Raw genomic sequence first — 16,450 nt, forward strand, 5'->3', positions numbered from 1 at the left:
CATGCACACTTTTTTTATAACCTGCCGGTAAATGAGAATAATGAGTCAAAATTGATTTTTCTCAATTTTTCTCTTGAAAAGTATCAATTAAAAGAGAAGAGATATAACCTAGCTTTGCCCCGCGTTATTGTTCTGAAAGCTAGCTACCTGATGAATTGCTGTTACCATTTGTAGCCACTTGCCTTTTATTGCTCACGCTAACATTCAGTTTACTCAGAATTTATGATCAAATCAACTTTAGACAATATGTCGTCGAAGCCCATTTGGTATGCAAATGATGCGGCGTTTGACTGGTTATACCCGGAGAGGATACAGCAATTATCAAAGCGGCATTGGACGCCCATGGAGGTTGCAAAAAAGTCAGCTAAATTTTTGTCCGGCGGGGCAGGAAAAAGAATCCTGGATATCGGAAGTGGTGTTGGCAAGTTTTGCTTAATAGGAGGATATTTTTTCCCCGAAGCAACATTCTCGGGCGTTGAGCAACGAAAAGAACTGTTTCATTTCGCGCAGGCCGCCAGGGAAGTAACGTGTAGGGGAAATGTTGATTTCATCAACTGCAATTTCACCCAGGTAGACTTTGACGAATATGATCATTTCTATTTTTACAACTCTTTTTTTGAAAACCTGGTTGATGAAGGGCAGATAGATCAGCAAATAGAATACTCCACCAGCTTATATAATTATTACGCCGGTTATATGTTTAAATCCCTGGAGAATAAACCAAGCGGCACAAGACTGGTAACATTTCACAGCATGGAAGATGAAATCCCTCCCAGCTATCAATTAGTGGATGCTACAGTAGACTTCTTATTAAAAATGTGGATAAAGAGATAGGTACAACTAATAATTAAAATTCAGATAATGACAGCGGATAAGGATAGTTATTTATTATCAGTGACGGAAAAATTGAAATTGGCCCAAAATAATGAGCAGGTAGAGCTGATCATTTCAACTGCCTTCAATGGTATTGCACATGCCGGATACCAGGGAATACAAAAAACTTTCATCTCGCAGCTACAGATCTGGCTAGAGCGTCTGTCTCCCCTTGATTGGAACAGCACTCAATGGGCATGTTTTCGCTATGCGCTAATTTATATAAAAAAGCCCTCTTTAACAGCATTAAGTGTGAGGATAAGCAGCTAAATTTTTCCATCAGAACAGTAAGATTGCACAAGCAAAATACAGATGCTTCGTCATATAGGCAGAAAACGGAACTACCGACATAATTTACGATTAGCAGTACTTCTATGCTTCACCGCGGGAATGGTGAATGCAGCCGGCCTATTTGCGTTCTCCGTATTAACTACTAATGTAACCGGGCATGCGGCACTACTGGCACATAAACTGGCCACAGGTGATCTGAGATCGGCCCGTATGGTGGGTTTATGGCTGGTACTTTTTCTGGCCGGAGCATTCTTTTCCAGTTTTTGTATCGGAAGATCGGGACAAAACAGAAGATTGGGCTATACAGTTCCCATAATAGCTGAAATTACTATCCTTGTGCTCGTAGGTAGCTTCGGGTATACTTTTGATCGTTCGATTATAAAAACGGAATATTTTGCTGGCAGTCTTCTTTTCGCGATGGGCATGCAAAACGCCCTGGTATCCACCATCTCAGGCAATGTAGTTAGAACTACGCATCTAACCGGCATGTTTACAGATTTGGGGATTGACCTTTATGCGCTGATGTCAACATCACCTAAAAATAATGGCAGCATTCGAAAGAAAATTATGCTACGGCTGGTGATCATATTTTTCTTTCTTACCGGATGTATTTTGGGAGGATATATCTTCCTACATTTAAAATATTATACTTTTTTCATCCCTTCCGTTACACTTGTCGTTGCCATGTTTTATGATGCATTCCGTGTTCGATTTTCAAAGATGGTTCACCGGATCAAAATACGGGACAGGAAAAATCAATGCCGATCTTCGGCCTCAGGATCATAACCTATATAAAAGGTCAGGTATAAAGTCCGGGAAAGCCTCATCAGCACAGGCATTGATAGGGTAAGTATAATGCCATTCACGATTAGCCAATGAAAAATACTATTATCTCTCCACGTTATACCAAATATCAGCCAATACCAGGTTAAATTAAAAATGGAAAACATAACTGCCAACACATAACTTACATATCCCGTTCCGTACCAAAATCCAATCTCGAGTTCTGTTCGCTGGCCACAAACCGGGCAATTATCCTGCATATCCAGTACTTTATTTAAATCGTAGGGATTATCGTTCTTAAATAACTTCCCTTTTCTACAGCGTGGGCATTTATTCTTTAGAATACTTGAAATAAAACTCGATTTCTTCATGCTATGTCTTTTCATCTTCTTTCTCTTATTACCTGGCTGGCAGTTTTCTTTAGAAATAATTAATGCGCTACGCTACTCCGAATTAACTTTTGGTAGTTTTCTGGTGACAAGAGAGGTTCCTGGTTGTGAAATTTCAGGGGCGTTACAAAAAATACCCATCCTTTGTCTTGTGGGCTCTCCAGGATCAGGTTTAGATTTCCGGATAGCTGCTGGTTCTGTCCGAGATATTTGCAGGGAATAGGAGCAAGTATAGGGATGATTTCGTTGGGGGTATGGATTTCAGCCACCACGGTTCCCCGGTCAATAATGCCTTTCGGACTGAACCATTTTATATTAATAATATTTTCAATACCCTTTAATCTAAATGAAGAAACACCCACAAATCCGACTGATCCGTTAACATCGATCCACTCGTGGTTAGACGTAAAATGGATCCGCGGGCGGGAAACTATTGATCTTTTCATGCTGCAAAGGTACCTTCGATACTGTTTGATTTAACTGATACTTTGCAATGCAAAAATTGCGAAAAGTCATTTTTTCAGCACTCATCAACGCCGCTACCTTTACGGCGTCATCAACGAATCGAACTTTTCCGCAATCCTGCCGGGATCAATACCTGCAGCAAACTCACTGATCAGATAATGCCGATTATCTCTTGGCGCCAAACGCCATACATTTGTCCCATCTTCGAAAATATGGTTATAGCCACGGTCTTCTAACCTGAAATAAGGCAGATATCCTTTGACAGCCACATACACGGCAATAATGTCGGCACTGTGGTGCCAGCTCCTGTTCCAGCCTTCCAGGAAAAGTTTATATGCATGCGCCATCGGGGTATGTTTATATTTTTCCTGGAAAAAAATCCTCCCCGTTTGTATACTATCAGCAAAAGCACCTCCTCCGGTGAAATATATGCGCGTGGGCCATTCCGCCACCACATGCTGGGTAGAACGGGGGTCTGGTTTAAAATTGCCCCAAGGATTTGGATCCAGATCGGCTGGATATCGGCCTCCCATACAAACCATGTGTTTTACCTTCTTTTTTACCAGGTCGCTGCCATTCAACCCGCTAAACTGGTCCGGTCCTGACTTTAGCAGGTTGGAAAGATTGGTAAGATCCCCCACTGTAACCACCACCACGCTGGTATCTTGTTGGGAGGCCAGTATTTTCCGATACAGCATGGTAGCATCCGGGGTATTCTCTTCTAATTGGGGGTTATGCTTAAACTCACCGCAAAGGCTGCGTGCATACTTGGACTTATGGTATACCCCAAATCGTTGCACTGCGCCAATCGGAATGTCTGGCCTGCCGTACCAGGTATTGATTACATCCACTACCCCCGGCGACCAGGGGTTAAGGCTGGATACCATAATAGCCAGTATTTCCGCATCTCCCTGATGGGCAAAACCGTGGAGCATGGCCAGCGCCCCCACATCATCCACATCCGAATCCATGTCCGTATCAAAAATGATTTTTACATTTTGAGCTAAAGCAAGATGGCACAAGAGCAGGTTAATGAGCAATAACCCGATAAACTTCGTTTGTTTCATTTGGTTTTACAACTTTTAACGGGGCGATTTTGGTGTGTTTTTCAAACGTGAAATATTCCCCTTTTGTAATAAGACGCGCAAATGAGGATTTAGGACCTATGGGATGATTTTTTTTCTTTCAACGACCGCAGGATAGTTACCTGCTTTCGGCTGCTCAATGATGAAACTGCAGTAGGTATTTCCTTTACAAATAGTATATTTAAGAAAATATAAATCTATGTGTAGCCCCAAATTCCATAGATACGGTATGCCTTTGCTGCTGATAGCCGGCATGCTGTGTATCAACAGTTGTTATTCCTATCGTGTGGCGTCCCACGCGCTCCCCTCCACAGATACGTCCCCGATAAACAGCAAGCGGGCTTACAGCCTGTTCTGGGGCCTGCTTAACAACCCCCAGGTGATCAGCACACCGGTATGCGACTCACTGGGTGTAAACGGTGTAGCAGAGGTAACGGTCAAAACTAATTTCGGCAATGCGGTGCTGACCATTTGTACGCTGGGCATTTATTGCCCGGTCAGGATAGAATGGAAATGCGCCAAGCCCTGTGCGCAGGTAGATTCGTTGTAATTCATCTCCTCACCCTGTTATTCATCTGCTATGAAAATTGTTAAGCACGGCAGCTTTCCCTGGAGCAATCTGCATAATACCTTTACGCAACAGGTAACCGATCTCTATGACCTGGCCAATGATGTGACCGGCACAACGTTACAGAATTACAATAATACGACCAGCGGCATTCAGCAAATCATCAAAGATGCTATACAAAATAACACGTCCCTTCGTACGTTGGGCGGGAGCTGGTCGTTTTCTCCGATAGCATCCACCAAAGGCATTTTGCTCAACACCAAGCCACTGAATATTCGTTTTACCATTAACCGTAGCAGCACTGCCCCAGCCTATACCGGCGATGCCAGGCGACTTTGTCTTGCACAATGCGGTAACGGGATCTGGGAATTGAACGACTTCCTCCACCAGCGGGGGCTATCCCTGTCGGCTTGTGGCGCCAGCAACGGCCAAACGATTGCAGGGGCCATTGCCACAGGCACCCATGGCGCTGCCATTGGCTTTGGCGCCGTACAGGAAGGCGTGGTGGGTTTGCATATCATTACCGGCCCCGATAAGCACATCTGGCTGGAAAGAGCCTCCTATCCTGTTGTGGCCGATTCCTTTGCCAACAAACTGGGAGCAGCAATAGTGCGTGACGACGACGCTTTCAATGCCGCCGTCGTTAGCTTTGGCGCATTTGGTTTTATACATGGCGTTATGATCGAAGCAGAAGATGATTACCTGCTGGAATACTATCTGCGCCGCGTACCCTACGACGACGCCCTTATTCACCAGCTAACCACCCTCGATTTCACGTATGCACATTTGCCCTATCCGAATGTTATCCCTTTCCACTTTCAGTCGCTTATCAATCCGTACGACCTCGACAAAGGCGCCTATATGACCACTATGTACAAGCGTCCTTACCGTAACGACTACACCAAACCCAAACCAAACGGCGCAGGGATCGGCCCAGGCGACGATGCCCCGTGCTTTATTGGTAAACTGGCAGGCGTATTACCCGCGGCCGTACCGCTATTGGTCAATAAAGTACTGGCCACAAGTCTCACGCTACGTGAACAACAATACGGGCGGCTGGGAGAAATATTCAACAACACCACACTCCGTGGTAAAGTATCCAGTGCAGCAGTAGGCCTCCCCGTTTCCGCAATAGACAAGGTAATAACCGGATTGCTGCAGGTGAATAAAACAGATGGCCCGTTTGCCGGACTATTTGCTTTCCGCTTTGTAAAAGCTTCCAAAGCCACCATGGCATTCACACATTTTGCCCCTGTTACCTGTGTGTTGGAACTGGATGGCGTACTATCACCCGAAACCGGGCACTTTTATGAAGCCGTTTGGAATATGCTTGATCAGCTGAACATTCCTTTTACCTTTCATTGGGGGAAGATGAATACGCTAACGCCTACACGTGTACGACAGATGTATGGCGCCAACCTCGATCAATTTCTGGCAGCGCGTGCGAGGATAGTAGACCCTGACATGCTGCGGATTTTCAGTAATGATGCCATGCAGCAATGGGGAATTGATGCGGTGTGATGCGGTTCCCTCAGTATATCGGCAGTCAGTTAAATGAAGTGAGGGAGGATATTACCGTTCATGAACTTAGTATTGCATGCTGAAATGGAGAAATTAGCCGAATATAAAAGCCTTCAAGGCTTAGGACTTGAAGGCTTATTACTATCAGGAAGCGCTAAACTTTGGTTTACAGGAGCAGCTTATCAGGGCATCCCTTATAAGTTAAGGGATTTACAACGCATTACTTGCTGTTAGAATCTTAGGAGTACTCCATTTACCCGATACATCCACCCGATATAATTTCCATGTATTTGCATCAATCTGCTCCAGGTGGAAATGATTTGATTCCTCACGCATTTCCTTTTTAAGGGTATGACTGAATACATTAGCTTTCCGGGCGTTTTCCCATGCGCGAAAAGTTTGAAAGAATTGTATTTTATCTTTGCAACTCTCTACGGCGGATTCACTTAAACCAAGCATATACATGGCATTCCATCCAATTGCCCTGGATTGTAAAATATCCGCCTGCCTGAACGTCCAATTAGCTTGAAAATCTTGAATCCCAAAGGTACAAGGAAGGTAATTACTCAAACTGAGATTACGAATATCCTTTCCTTCAATTCCCCATGCATCAGTAATTGGGTTATACATATTGTTATTTCCTCCAACGTTGTTAGTACTCATATATAACCAGCTTCCCTCAGATATTCCTGAACCCATTACCCGAAGATATCCTCCACCTAAAGAATGATAAGTATCAAATAGCTTTCTGAAAAATCTTTTGTATGAATAAGTCCCCTGGGCCTGGTAAGCACAACTTTCTAATCCATCGAAATCAACATAAGTCATACCTCCGTCAATCAACCATTGCGCATAATACTCAGCGTATTTGTCTTGTAGATAAATATTGGGGGCAAATCCGCGATAGCAATTTGGTTGCAATTTGTCAACCCTGTCTCCTGCTGAATGGGAGGCAGCAATGGTGTTATAATACCCCCTCTTTACATGCTTCAATGTATAAGGAGAAACGTCTGTCACCCCATTATATTCTATCAGTTCTTTCCCTACTTTGAGTACGTTGGTGTGGTTACCCTCCCATCCGCCATATTCATTTAAAAATGTAGTATCAGAAACATAAATAATCGTATCAGTCGCAGAAATATTCTTACTTATAAAGGTAGCGTAAAGTACGACTAAGCTATCACTCGGTACTGGTGATACATCACTATTGTGCGGTTGCAAAAATTCACACAACGTATGTAACCCGTAAGCAATATCATGTTTATTGGTTTGTTTTGTATAATCAGCAATTGACATGTTGCTATGCTTGAAATCAACCTTTTTATTCCCCCAACGGTTTGCCGGATTGGGATAATATTCGCCTAATCCTTCGTCTTGTACTGATTGGATACCTAGCTGCCGCGCATAACTAATCAAGCTATCGTGTACTCCTGACCAGGCAATATCAGTCTTAAAAGTTGATGGATCTCTAATCCATTTACCTCCATTCGTCTTAACATGAGGTAATTTTTCATTGATAACAACTTTCTCTATTAATTGAAGGGTGACAGAATCCGGACAGCCAAACATTGCAATTGAAGAACCCATTAAATCAGCATCAATCGAATCAACCCATTGATGACGGGGCAAATTCATTTTATCATATCCTGGTAATAAGGTTATAAAATCTAAATGCCTTTTTCTCCGATCCCGCGCGTGCATTGTAACACTGGACCCAAAAGCGGGTTCCAATTGTGCTGCGATACCGCCGTTAATTTTAAAATATTCCTCCGGTTGTGACGACATGTCTACATCACTTATTCCATCCCCCCCAAAACGAAAGCGTTGTCCTTCTTTGAGATGTGAAGGAAGCGGATGCTTCACTGAATCACTTGAATGAACATAATAATATCCCTGAGATAAATCGCCATCACAAGGCAAACCTCCGGTAGTATTATCATCTAAAGAAAAAACGCCAAAAGCGAAATCCTGATTATGCACAACACCAATCTCGTCACCTATATATTGGTATATGTTCGTCTTATATGGTCCCCACACAACGTTGTCGATGTTATTGCGGGGTTTAAGCGAAACCAGTTCAAACCGAAGATAATCACCCTTAGATTCAGTTTTAAGAGTAGCTACCGAGCCATTAGCATAACTCAGTATTATTTTTTCCCCATTTGCCCGAGCCGAAACAGGCAACAAATAATTTCCTTCTTTTTCCAAAGCCATCAATGCTGATGACATATTGGAAGGGCAATACTCTTGTTTTGTCTGATTTCGTTTGATACTGGTAATAAAGCCTTTGTTATTAACCGTAATGGAGCAGTACCTGGTGGAAAACTTTAGGTTTTGTCCAATTGCACCTGGTGAATAAATAACTACCAAAAGAATGAAAGCACATTGGCCCAGAAATGACCACTTCTTAATCTTATATCTCATGTGATTTTTTCCAACATTTAACATTCATAACCCTATTTTTCTCAGGCACCTCTTAATTTTCAATCCTAATGCAAATCCCCCAATATGCCCAATACAAGGGATAATATCATTACCCTTGAAGGCAACACATAATTGCTCAACTCAATATAAAGATAGAAGTACAACCTATCTCCCACCACTGCTATTTTGCTTTATTCCTCCTTTTTTTTGCTACCACTCATCAAGGGAAAGTTGACCACATCTATAACCTACGTATGAATAAGAGCGTCGGTGATCAGCGGACAAAATGGTTAGTGAAAAAATCGCAAGACTATCGCAACGATTTTCTGAATACCGATAGAGACATCTGTACCTTTTGCCGAAACAGCTTATTGAATGAACGGGGATTCTCTAATCCCGGTTCATTCGCCACCTGGGCGTTCAATCAGTTTATCATGAATGTATTGTTGTGCAGTTAACCCCACTAAATGTTTCAGCATATCCGAAAAACATCTCGGTGAAAGGGTAACCTTTTCCTTTGCTAAAAGGAACAACGCTTCATTTGTAGCATAGCAAGGTCAATACACAATATATCCCCGCTAATAACCATATTCTATCTTGGTAATGACAATAGGGGCTGAAGCTGGCATTGCCCATGGGTCCGGATTAGGATCAACCCGGTCCGAGTAGTTAACAATGCTGAACTTAGGTTCCTGGAGGAATTCCTCCACCGGGAGTTTGTACCCATAAGGGTCCAATGTCGATACTGCCCCGAACAGTTGCTGCCTGGAAGGCACGCGGAATACCGCTGTATACAGTTTACCTGTTTCTGAATAAGCAGCCGATATGGTATCGGCGACATAGCTGCCAACAGTATAACGTAAAGCCACTTTAAAACTATCGGTTGCCGGGTTAAATGGATTTACAGTCAGTACATCTCCATAATTGCTTTTAGTAATTAAACCGGTTACCTGACTGCCGGCGAAGGTAACGCGGATTTCCTTGATACCAGGCTGCGCCACCAAATTCACAGCGCTCTTAAAGTCCCATACATAAGCTGGTTTCTTTAACATGAGATAAAGATAGCTCTTCCTGGATGGCAGAAAACCGGCGTCTGATGCAAATGCAGGCAAATTGCCAACGATATCTCCAACCGTATACCTGGTCACCCCTGTTTCAAGTGTTGGGGTGCTGAAGGTGATATTAGGATTTTGCCAGGTATTGTCCTGATTGTTCATTCCATAGATATTCATCTCGTCTGTTACCAGGCGGGTAACCTCCGTACTGTTTACATCAGTGGCATTCCGGACCTGTATATACGGATTGGCCCCATCGGTCCTTAAAATACCGGTAAAGGTGCTGATGTTTGCCGGATAGGCCCTGTTTTCAAACACGGCGCCAGGTAATACCCGCGACTGGATAACGGCACTGCTGTCCATTTCCTTAAAATTCAGGATACCGCTGTATTTTCCGTTACCTCCGCTTAAGTGTCCATCGTACAACCGCACCAGGGCGCCGTTCCATCTGCCGGCATTCGTAAGCGCTTCTGCCACAGAAACGGATATCACCCTAACAACTCCCTTACCAATATGCTGAACACGGGAAAGTGGTATGTCTTTTAAAACAACTTCTCCGTTCACCTGCTGTAACTTCTGCCCGGAGGCGTTGATCGACAACCAATCGCCCGGATTAAAAGGCGAAATTGTATCCAGCTGTACGACGATACCGGCGGTATCCTGACCATCACTTTGCAGGACAACCGTTTTGGGATCAGTGTTTTTTCCTTCCCGCTCAGAGATCACAACCCCCGTTATTTGTCTTCCGTCAGCACCGTCCGGCACGCGCACCTCAGTGACCTTACTCAGTGCTTTTAACTCCATAATACTAATGGTCCTGGCCCCGAAGGAAGCCGGACTAAGGTCTGGTGCGGCCTCCTTCTTACAGGCTACGGCTAACAGCAGGCATACAGTAGCCAGCACCAATATTTGCTTATTATATTGTATGATGTTCATTTATGTCAATTTTACTTGTGTTGTTATTACCATAATTGCCTCAGGTCACTGCGCAGATTGGCGGTCACGGTTTTCGTACTATAGTTAACGGTTTTATCCTGGTTTACACTCACGGGTATCTTAAACTGGTGGGCGGTTTTAAAGCCCTGTATCGCGAGTATATAGGCATGGCCGCCATTCGCCGGTATAGCCGTATTCACCAGCTCCTGCCCTGTGGTGGCATCGTAGAAGCGTAGCCCAAAAAGGCCATTGGATGCGTCTTTAGTGTTGAACGTGATGGCAGCGGTGGTTTGTCCATATGCCAGGCTTTGAGGTACTTTCTCCGTGCTCAGACTACCATCAGGAAGAACACTGCTGCAACGGAGCAGTCCTGCGTCCGCAGCCTGGTGCAGGATATAGAGGGAGACGGTATTGGCATCGTTTTGGGCAGTGCCCTCTAACTGCACATGGAGCAGTTGAAAAGCCGGTTCCTGCCCCTCTGCCACCAACGGCTTATCGGCGAGATAACACAACATCTCCCTTCCGCGATCAAAAGAGATGGAACTGTCGATAAGCATCCTGTGAGGCAGTATACCCTCCATCGTTGTGGTGGTATCAGGCACCATATAGTTAAACCGGAATTGATGTTTGCCATCCCGGAAACTGGTATATACAATACTGGGCATCGAACTATATACCGTCGGATATTCCTTTTTTTGCGGGCTGGCGCTCAGATTAAAAAAAGGGATTAATCCGTTTCTTTTAACCACCGGTGAATCAATAAACAACCCGATACCTCCCATATTGTACAAAGCCAGGACATCGGAAGAAGAGTAAAAATTTATTTTGCTGATGTTCCCATTCGCTGGTATTTCCGGCTGTACATCCTTATTGCAGGCAAATATGCTGGCAATCATACCACATAAAGCAAGTTTATATAAACGCGTTCTCATGATGCTATTTTAAGATGGTCTTTACTATTTTTCTACGTCCATTGGCGGTGGCATACAAATGCCCTGTTTCATCATAATTCAGTAACTGGTCCGGAAATATACTTCTCGGTTTACCCGGGGAATCAAAAGGCTCAAAGGCAAAATCAGACAAATCTGCCTGCGGTGCATATTGATAGGTACGGTTCTCTGCAACATCAAAGACCATCCATTTAGGACCGCCCACTAACGGCGCCATATTCCCATTGTCCATACCCAGGGACCTCCCATTCAGATACTGGTACAACAGGAAGACCAACTTTTGGCCCGGCTTGGGTAAAAAGCCAAAACCTGTTTCCGGCGCGCTGTTGTTACCCAGATAACTGTTGAAGTTTATTCTAATACCATTAAAGGCGCCGGTATAGCTGTTAGGTAAGACACCATAATTCTCTCCCTGTATTTTTACCGTTTTGATCAGCGTCCTGCTTTGCAGGTCGTACACCATTAACTTGTTATAACCCGGCAAATACATCAGCGATTCCTCGGCCTGAATCAGGGGTAAGGCAGTTGTATAAGGATTATCCGGGTCACTCATATCTACGCCTGGTAATTCGGGCGGTAACATGCCTGCCCGGAACTGGTAGCTGACCATACCGTCTGCGCTATTGTATTTTGCCACCGCGCCGTAATCCGTCTCCCGCCCCCACTGTACACCGGGTGTAACAAGGAAAACATGTCCCTTGCTGTCTGCATAAACCGCTTTGGCTTTCATGCTCACGGCGCCGATTCCGCCTACAAAAGGCGCAGAGAAAGTTTTAGTATGGTTTAATACTTTAATGGTTTTAGCAGCCAGGTCGGCTTCCACCAATGCGTAGGTAGTATCTGTCTGTATAGATATCCAGGCTTTTGTACCCTGCGGATTGACGCCACCCGCTATAAACGTTTTGATATTATATAGCCCCGCGGTGAGCTGCGCATTTGTTAGCAGGGTTTCAGTGGTGCCATCCTTTTTTATATGCTGCAGGTTGCCGGTAGTGGCTTCATAAAAATACAGGTCGCCTTTTCCGTTCACACAATTCAGAAATACATTGTAAGCGCTGGTGATATCAGCATGTACCTCCAGCCCCAGCTTGTTTTTAAAGCTACCCTCTCCATAGCGGCCGTAGATATTAATGTTTGCAGCATTGACAATATGTCCGCCTGAAGTAATGGTGACGGGTATGCCGGAACCGGAGCCCATGTTATCGGTTATCAGCACCTTTACCCAATCCATGGGAATTGTGGCCGTATCGCCGGTGAAGGGCCTGAAATGAAGGCTATCAGCAGCTACAATCACCGCCTCTTCATTACCTATCTGTATTTTAAGACCGTTATTGGGTTGCAGCCTGCCGGTGATGGTCATCGTATCGCCCACGGTATAGCTGGCCCGATAGCTGTATTCCGTCTGATAGCTTACCTGTGGCAGGGCATCCAGCTTGTTTTTAAAATTATCTGCTTTGTAGCAGGCGCTCAACAAACAACTACCCAACAGCAGCGCCGTTAACTGATTTATGATGCTATACTTCATGTAGCTAGAATTGAATTTTTTAAAACGAATAAGTCAGCGATAAAATAAAATGAGGCCCAGGTTTGTATTCACTACTGATCATGTCGCCATTGGTATCACTTTGATACGGCTCGCCGGTCCGCTTAATGAAAGCCTTTTCATACTTGTAGGTAAAGTTTTCATCTTCCGCCATCCGTATCGGCTGGTTAAGGATATTTTGGGCGCTGAACTTTACCTGCAGGCTTTTGATGATACGCTGTGTCAACGCCAGGTCGAGCGCCTCCCGTTCCAGTTCAATCAGGCTTCCCTGATTTCCGGGCGTTACCACCGGTACGGCGCCCTGGTACTTTATGCTGAACGGCGCGCCATTGGCAGCGGCATAAATGCGCGGCCCGATCTTGTTCCAGGATAGCGCCAATTTGGTTCCTGTTCCAGCGTTATCATAGTACAAGCCCAGGTTTACCGTATAGGGCGCCTGCCCCTGCAACTGACGGGTATAATGCGGGTTTACTGCCGGGTCGGGATTTTTGAGCACTAAAGTATCGAGGCCTTTATTCACTTCGCTTTTGATCAGGCTAAGGTTACCGATGAAGGAAAGATTCCTGAAAAACGGCACCGGTATAAATCCAAAGTTTTTGCGTAGATCGATCTCCAGTCCCTGTACGGTTGCCTTATCCGCATTTCCAAAACTGATGTTGGCCGGACCGCCGGAAAAAAGACTGCGTGTAATCATTCTTTCAATGGGATTGGTCAACTCTTTATAAAAAACACCCACGCTGAAAGTTTCAGCTTTATCATTGTTTTTGGGGTACCATTCTATCCGCGCATCATAGTTGGTGGCATTGGCTGGTTTCAGGAGATGATTACCCCGCACGGTCTGGTTATTCAACTGGTCCAGTTCACCGTAGGGCGACAACTCCCGGAACTCCGGCCGGTTCACGGTCTTCCCGTATGCCGTCCGTACCACGAATTGCTGAGAGGGACGATAGCTGATATTAATCGAGGGCAGATAATTGGTGGTCTTATTATCCACCAGCACCGGATAGTTGATGCTACCCTGGTTGGAACCAGGCATAGCGCCAGCCACTTTCTGACGGTCATATTCCACCCGCAGGCCGCCATACACGTCCAGCTTGCCATTCAACGGCAAGAGGCTGAGGGCCACATAGCCGGCATTGAGCTGTTCAGTAGCGGTATAGGCGTCGCTGCCACTGGTACGGTCAAATACTTTCAGGGCGCTGCCATCGTCCTTTAAATAGTTGGTGCTCCACACTTTGTCCAGGTCCTGTTCTGTAAAGAACACTTTATTGAAGTCCATATAATGGCCGCTGCTGCCGATGTTGGCGTTCGCGCTTTCCGGGTAGCCGGCAGAGTTCAGATCGCCCTCATTCAGCGTGTAGGCGCGACGGAACAAAACTCTTGACTTCCATTGCTGATAGGTACCAGCTTTGAAAGTCATCCAGGAGGTCAACTTATTGGTGTAATCAATAGCACCGTTATACACCTGTTCATTGTTCCGCGACCAGGTGCGGGATATCATGCCCCGTTCCAGGTTATTGTTCTTGTTCTCTACATCGTCAGGTCCTTTGATATAACGATAGGAAGCTACCCAGCTCAGGTCTTCGCTTTGCCCAAATCCCCTGGTGCCACCGCCATCCTGCCGGTTCTGGTTAAAGCGGATTACACGCTGGTCCGGTATCTGTTGGCGGCTGAAGGTGTAACCCAGGTTCCATTCCAGCAGCTGTTTGCCTCTCGTAAAATAATGCTCTCCGCCAACATTCCCGGCATATAAAAACCGTTGGGTATATCCCAGAATAATATTGCGCTCATATACATTGTAGCCGTAAACGAGTTCCTTCCAGTTTATTCCTGTAAGATGCCCAAGGTCGGTAGAGGAATCTCCTGCAACATACTGGTTGTTCCTGGCGGTACGCACTACGGTAGTACTCTGTCCCTGTTGCAAAAAGTAGTTCTTAAAAAACAGGCGACTGCTGTCCCGAAGCTTGTAGGTAAAGTTCTGTAGCAGGTTTATTTGTACGGTTTCCATGCTTTGGGATTCACGGGTGGTTTCATGCGTCCGCTTACCATTACCATCGCTGCTCCAGAAGCTGCCGGCACGGTCTATGTCCAACTGCTGGCTTTCTGTCTTATAACTCAGGGAGCTCAGCATACCCAGATTTTTACCGCCGATCTTAAAGGTATTGTAGTAGTTGGCAGTCAGCTGTATCATTGGCAGGGCCGATTTATAACCGTATTGTAAATAAGGACTAAAATTTTGGGCATACTCTTTCTGAGAAATGCCGGCCCTGGTAAAATCGCCGTAGCCCGGCACAACAGCTGGCAGTTTCCGCACGCCATTGTCAAAGCCGAGGAAATCGGTGCCACTTCCATGATAAGTCATGAATTGACCGTTGAATGTGGTACCTGTCCGGTATCCCATTTGCAGCTCCACATCAACATGTTTCACTGTTTTCGCGTCTTTCGTAAATATCTTGACGGCGCCGCCTGTCATATCTCCCATCAGATCCGGTGCGGGAGACTTGTACACCATGATCCTGTCGATAATCCTGCTGGGAAGCAAGTCGAGCGAAAAAGCGCGAGAATACAGTTCCGTACTGGGCGCGATATTGCCATTGAGATAGGTGAGGTTGTACCGTTCATTCATCCCCCGAATGATGACAAATTTGTCATCTTTAATAGAAACGCCGGAGATTTTCTTCACCACTTCCGCCACATTGCGATCGGCGCCCATAGCGATCTGCTGGGAGGAGATCCCGGACACCACCGACTGTGCGCTTTTGATAGTCTCCAATACCTTCCTGTCTGTGGTATGGGCTACGTTGTGCACTTTCCTTCCGGCTGCACTCACCACGATTTCTCCCAACGATCCGCCACCGGCCTGCATACGTATGTCGAAGGTGGTGCTGTTGGTGAGCCTTACCGTTTCTGCAAAAGCCGAATAACCAATGTAGGTCACCGCCAGCGTATATTCGCCGGTCTTTATTCCGCTGATGACATAATAACCTTTGCTATCACTGACAACGGACCTGGAGGCACCCGCCAGCTTAACGGAAGCGCCGGCCAGTGGCATCGAAGTCTCAAAATCTACCACGCGACCTTTGATAGTATGTGATTCACCGGAACTGTTGGCACTATCCAGTGTATGGGTGTTTGTAGCCGGTATCTTCCTGCGTATCACCACCTTTTTATTATCCACGATATCATATACCAGTGAAGTGTTGGCCAGCAGATAATCGGCAATTGTGTTTATAGTCGCCTGGTTGAAGCTCCTGGTATAATGTCTTTCTACTTTGTTTACTTCCAGTGCTTCATAAAAGAACCGTATGCCGGTTTGTTTTTGCAATGCATCTATACATTCTTCCAATGTATTCCCTGAAAATGAAATATTATATTTTGTGGCTTTGCCTCCTTCCTGCGCGTGGCAAAACAGGGAGTACAACAGGAACAAGGGCAGCAGGGAAAAAAGCTTTTTTCCCGATAACAGCCGGTAAAATTGATTGACAAACCTCTTTTTCATTTTTTTGCTTAGTTATGGACATAGGTTTTCCTATATCATTCATCATGATTTAAAAACTATTGTGCTTG

13 protein-coding genes are annotated in these 16,450 nt (G+C 45.3%); 6 read left to right on the forward strand and 7 right to left on the reverse strand.

What is annotated here, in order from left to right; all coding sequences use genetic code 11:
* The first annotated feature begins 222 nt into the window (after nucleotides 1-222).
* Genes HGH91_RS05130 through HGH91_RS05140 form a run of 3 tightly spaced genes read left to right on the forward strand, consistent with a single transcriptional unit; the run spans nucleotide 223 to nucleotide 1,950 of the window.
* A complete protein-coding gene (locus HGH91_RS05130) occupies nucleotides 223-834 on the forward strand; it encodes a class I SAM-dependent methyltransferase (RefSeq protein WP_168737349.1) in 612 nt (203 codons plus the stop codon).
* A gap of 27 nt (nucleotides 835-861) precedes the next feature.
* Nucleotides 862-1,143: a hypothetical protein gene (locus HGH91_RS05135; RefSeq protein WP_168737350.1), complete on the forward strand. Its 282-nt coding sequence runs from the start codon at nucleotides 862-864 to the stop codon at nucleotides 1,141-1,143.
* A gap of 42 nt (nucleotides 1,144-1,185) precedes the next feature.
* Entirely contained in the window at nucleotides 1,186-1,950 is a 765-nt protein-coding gene (locus tag HGH91_RS05140; RefSeq protein ID WP_168737351.1) for a YoaK family protein, read from the forward strand.
* A gap of 427 nt (nucleotides 1,951-2,377) precedes the next feature.
* Here HGH91_RS05140 and HGH91_RS05150 read toward each other — a convergent pair whose 3' ends face one another.
* A complete protein-coding gene (locus tag HGH91_RS05150) occupies nucleotides 2,378-2,782 on the reverse strand; it encodes a hypothetical protein (protein WP_168737353.1) in 405 nt (134 codons plus the stop codon).
* 99 nt (nucleotides 2,783-2,881) lie between these two features.
* The gene (locus HGH91_RS05155) at nucleotides 2,882-3,868 is read right to left on the reverse strand and encodes a nucleoside hydrolase (RefSeq protein ID WP_168737354.1); all 987 of its coding nucleotides are present in this window, start codon (nucleotides 3,866-3,868) and stop codon (nucleotides 2,882-2,884) included.
* A 247-nt stretch (nucleotides 3,869-4,115) separates the two neighbouring features.
* Here HGH91_RS05155 and HGH91_RS05160 point away from each other — a divergent pair, with 247 nt between their 5' ends.
* Together HGH91_RS05160 and HGH91_RS05165 are read left to right on the forward strand one after the other, a co-directional pair.
* Nucleotides 4,116-4,436: a Bor/Iss family lipoprotein gene (locus tag HGH91_RS05160; RefSeq protein ID WP_168737355.1), complete on the forward strand. Its 321-nt coding sequence runs from the start codon at nucleotides 4,116-4,118 to the stop codon at nucleotides 4,434-4,436.
* Between the two features lie 30 nt (nucleotides 4,437-4,466).
* Nucleotides 4,467-5,975: an FAD-binding protein gene (locus HGH91_RS05165; protein WP_168737356.1), complete on the forward strand. Its 1,509-nt coding sequence runs from the start codon at nucleotides 4,467-4,469 to the stop codon at nucleotides 5,973-5,975.
* A gap of 210 nt (nucleotides 5,976-6,185) precedes the next feature.
* Here the strand turns inward: HGH91_RS05165 and HGH91_RS05170 are convergent, their stop codons facing one another.
* Entirely contained in the window at nucleotides 6,186-8,399 is a 2,214-nt protein-coding gene (locus HGH91_RS05170; RefSeq protein WP_168737357.1) for a hypothetical protein, read from the reverse strand.
* A 254-nt stretch (nucleotides 8,400-8,653) separates the two neighbouring features.
* On the opposite strand from HGH91_RS05170, the gene HGH91_RS05175 reads away from it, so the two are divergent.
* A complete protein-coding gene (locus tag HGH91_RS05175; protein ID WP_168737358.1) occupies nucleotides 8,654-8,857 on the forward strand; it encodes a hypothetical protein in 204 nt (67 codons plus the stop codon).
* A gap of 120 nt (nucleotides 8,858-8,977) precedes the next feature.
* Here the strand turns inward: HGH91_RS05175 and HGH91_RS05180 are convergent, their stop codons facing one another.
* Genes HGH91_RS05180 through HGH91_RS05195 form a run of 4 tightly spaced genes read right to left on the reverse strand, consistent with a single transcriptional unit; the run spans nucleotide 8,978 to nucleotide 16,382 of the window.
* Nucleotides 8,978-10,390: a DUF5689 domain-containing protein gene (locus tag HGH91_RS05180; protein WP_168737359.1), complete on the reverse strand. Its 1,413-nt coding sequence runs from the start codon at nucleotides 10,388-10,390 to the stop codon at nucleotides 8,978-8,980.
* 26 nt (nucleotides 10,391-10,416) lie between these two features.
* The gene (locus tag HGH91_RS05185) at nucleotides 10,417-11,322 is read right to left on the reverse strand and encodes a hypothetical protein (RefSeq protein WP_168737360.1); all 906 of its coding nucleotides are present in this window, start codon (nucleotides 11,320-11,322) and stop codon (nucleotides 10,417-10,419) included.
* A 4-nt stretch (nucleotides 11,323-11,326) separates the two neighbouring features.
* Nucleotides 11,327-12,865 carry a hypothetical protein gene (locus HGH91_RS05190; RefSeq protein WP_168737361.1) on the reverse strand — a complete coding sequence of 513 codons (1,539 nt, stop codon included), beginning with the start codon at nucleotides 12,863-12,865 and terminating at the stop codon, nucleotides 11,327-11,329.
* A gap of 19 nt (nucleotides 12,866-12,884) precedes the next feature.
* Complete coding sequence (locus tag HGH91_RS05195) at nucleotides 12,885-16,382, reverse strand: TonB-dependent receptor (protein ID WP_168737362.1); 3,498 nt, start codon at nucleotides 16,380-16,382, stop codon at nucleotides 12,885-12,887.
* Nucleotides 16,383-16,450 lie beyond the last annotated feature (68 nt).

It is taken from the genome of Chitinophaga eiseniae, from assembly GCF_012641265.1.
GTDB classification, from domain to species: Bacteria; Bacteroidota; Bacteroidia; order Chitinophagales; family Chitinophagaceae; genus Chitinophaga; species Chitinophaga eiseniae_A.

Bases quoted from the DNA above. Each gene is read 5' to 3' on its own strand.
- HGH91_RS05130 (WP_168737349.1), top strand. From the start codon at position 223: ATGATCAAATCAACTTTAGACAATATGTCGTCGAAGCCCATTTGGTAT.
- HGH91_RS05135 (WP_168737350.1), top strand. From the start codon at position 862: ATGACAGCGGATAAGGATAGTTATTTATTATCAGTGACGGAAAAATTG.
- HGH91_RS05140 (WP_168737351.1), top strand. From the start codon at position 1,186: ATGCTTCGTCATATAGGCAGAAAACGGAACTACCGACATAATTTACGA.
- HGH91_RS05150 (WP_168737353.1), bottom strand. From the start codon at position 2,782: ATGAAAAGATCAATAGTTTCCCGCCCGCGGATCCATTTTACGTCTAAC.
- HGH91_RS05155 (WP_168737354.1), bottom strand. From the start codon at position 3,868: ATGAAACAAACGAAGTTTATCGGGTTATTGCTCATTAACCTGCTCTTG.
- HGH91_RS05160 (WP_168737355.1), top strand. From the start codon at position 4,116: ATGCCTTTGCTGCTGATAGCCGGCATGCTGTGTATCAACAGTTGTTAT.
- HGH91_RS05165 (WP_168737356.1), top strand. From the start codon at position 4,467: ATGAAAATTGTTAAGCACGGCAGCTTTCCCTGGAGCAATCTGCATAAT.
- HGH91_RS05170 (WP_168737357.1), bottom strand. From the start codon at position 8,399: ATGAGATATAAGATTAAGAAGTGGTCATTTCTGGGCCAATGTGCTTTC.
- HGH91_RS05175 (WP_168737358.1), top strand. From the start codon at position 8,654: ATGAATAAGAGCGTCGGTGATCAGCGGACAAAATGGTTAGTGAAAAAA.
- HGH91_RS05180 (WP_168737359.1), bottom strand. From the start codon at position 10,390: ATGAACATCATACAATATAATAAGCAAATATTGGTGCTGGCTACTGTA.
- HGH91_RS05185 (WP_168737360.1), bottom strand. From the start codon at position 11,322: ATGAGAACGCGTTTATATAAACTTGCTTTATGTGGTATGATTGCCAGC.
- HGH91_RS05190 (WP_168737361.1), bottom strand. From the start codon at position 12,865: ATGAAGTATAGCATCATAAATCAGTTAACGGCGCTGCTGTTGGGTAGT.
- HGH91_RS05195 (WP_168737362.1), bottom strand. From the start codon at position 16,382: ATGAAAAAGAGGTTTGTCAATCAATTTTACCGGCTGTTATCGGGAAAA.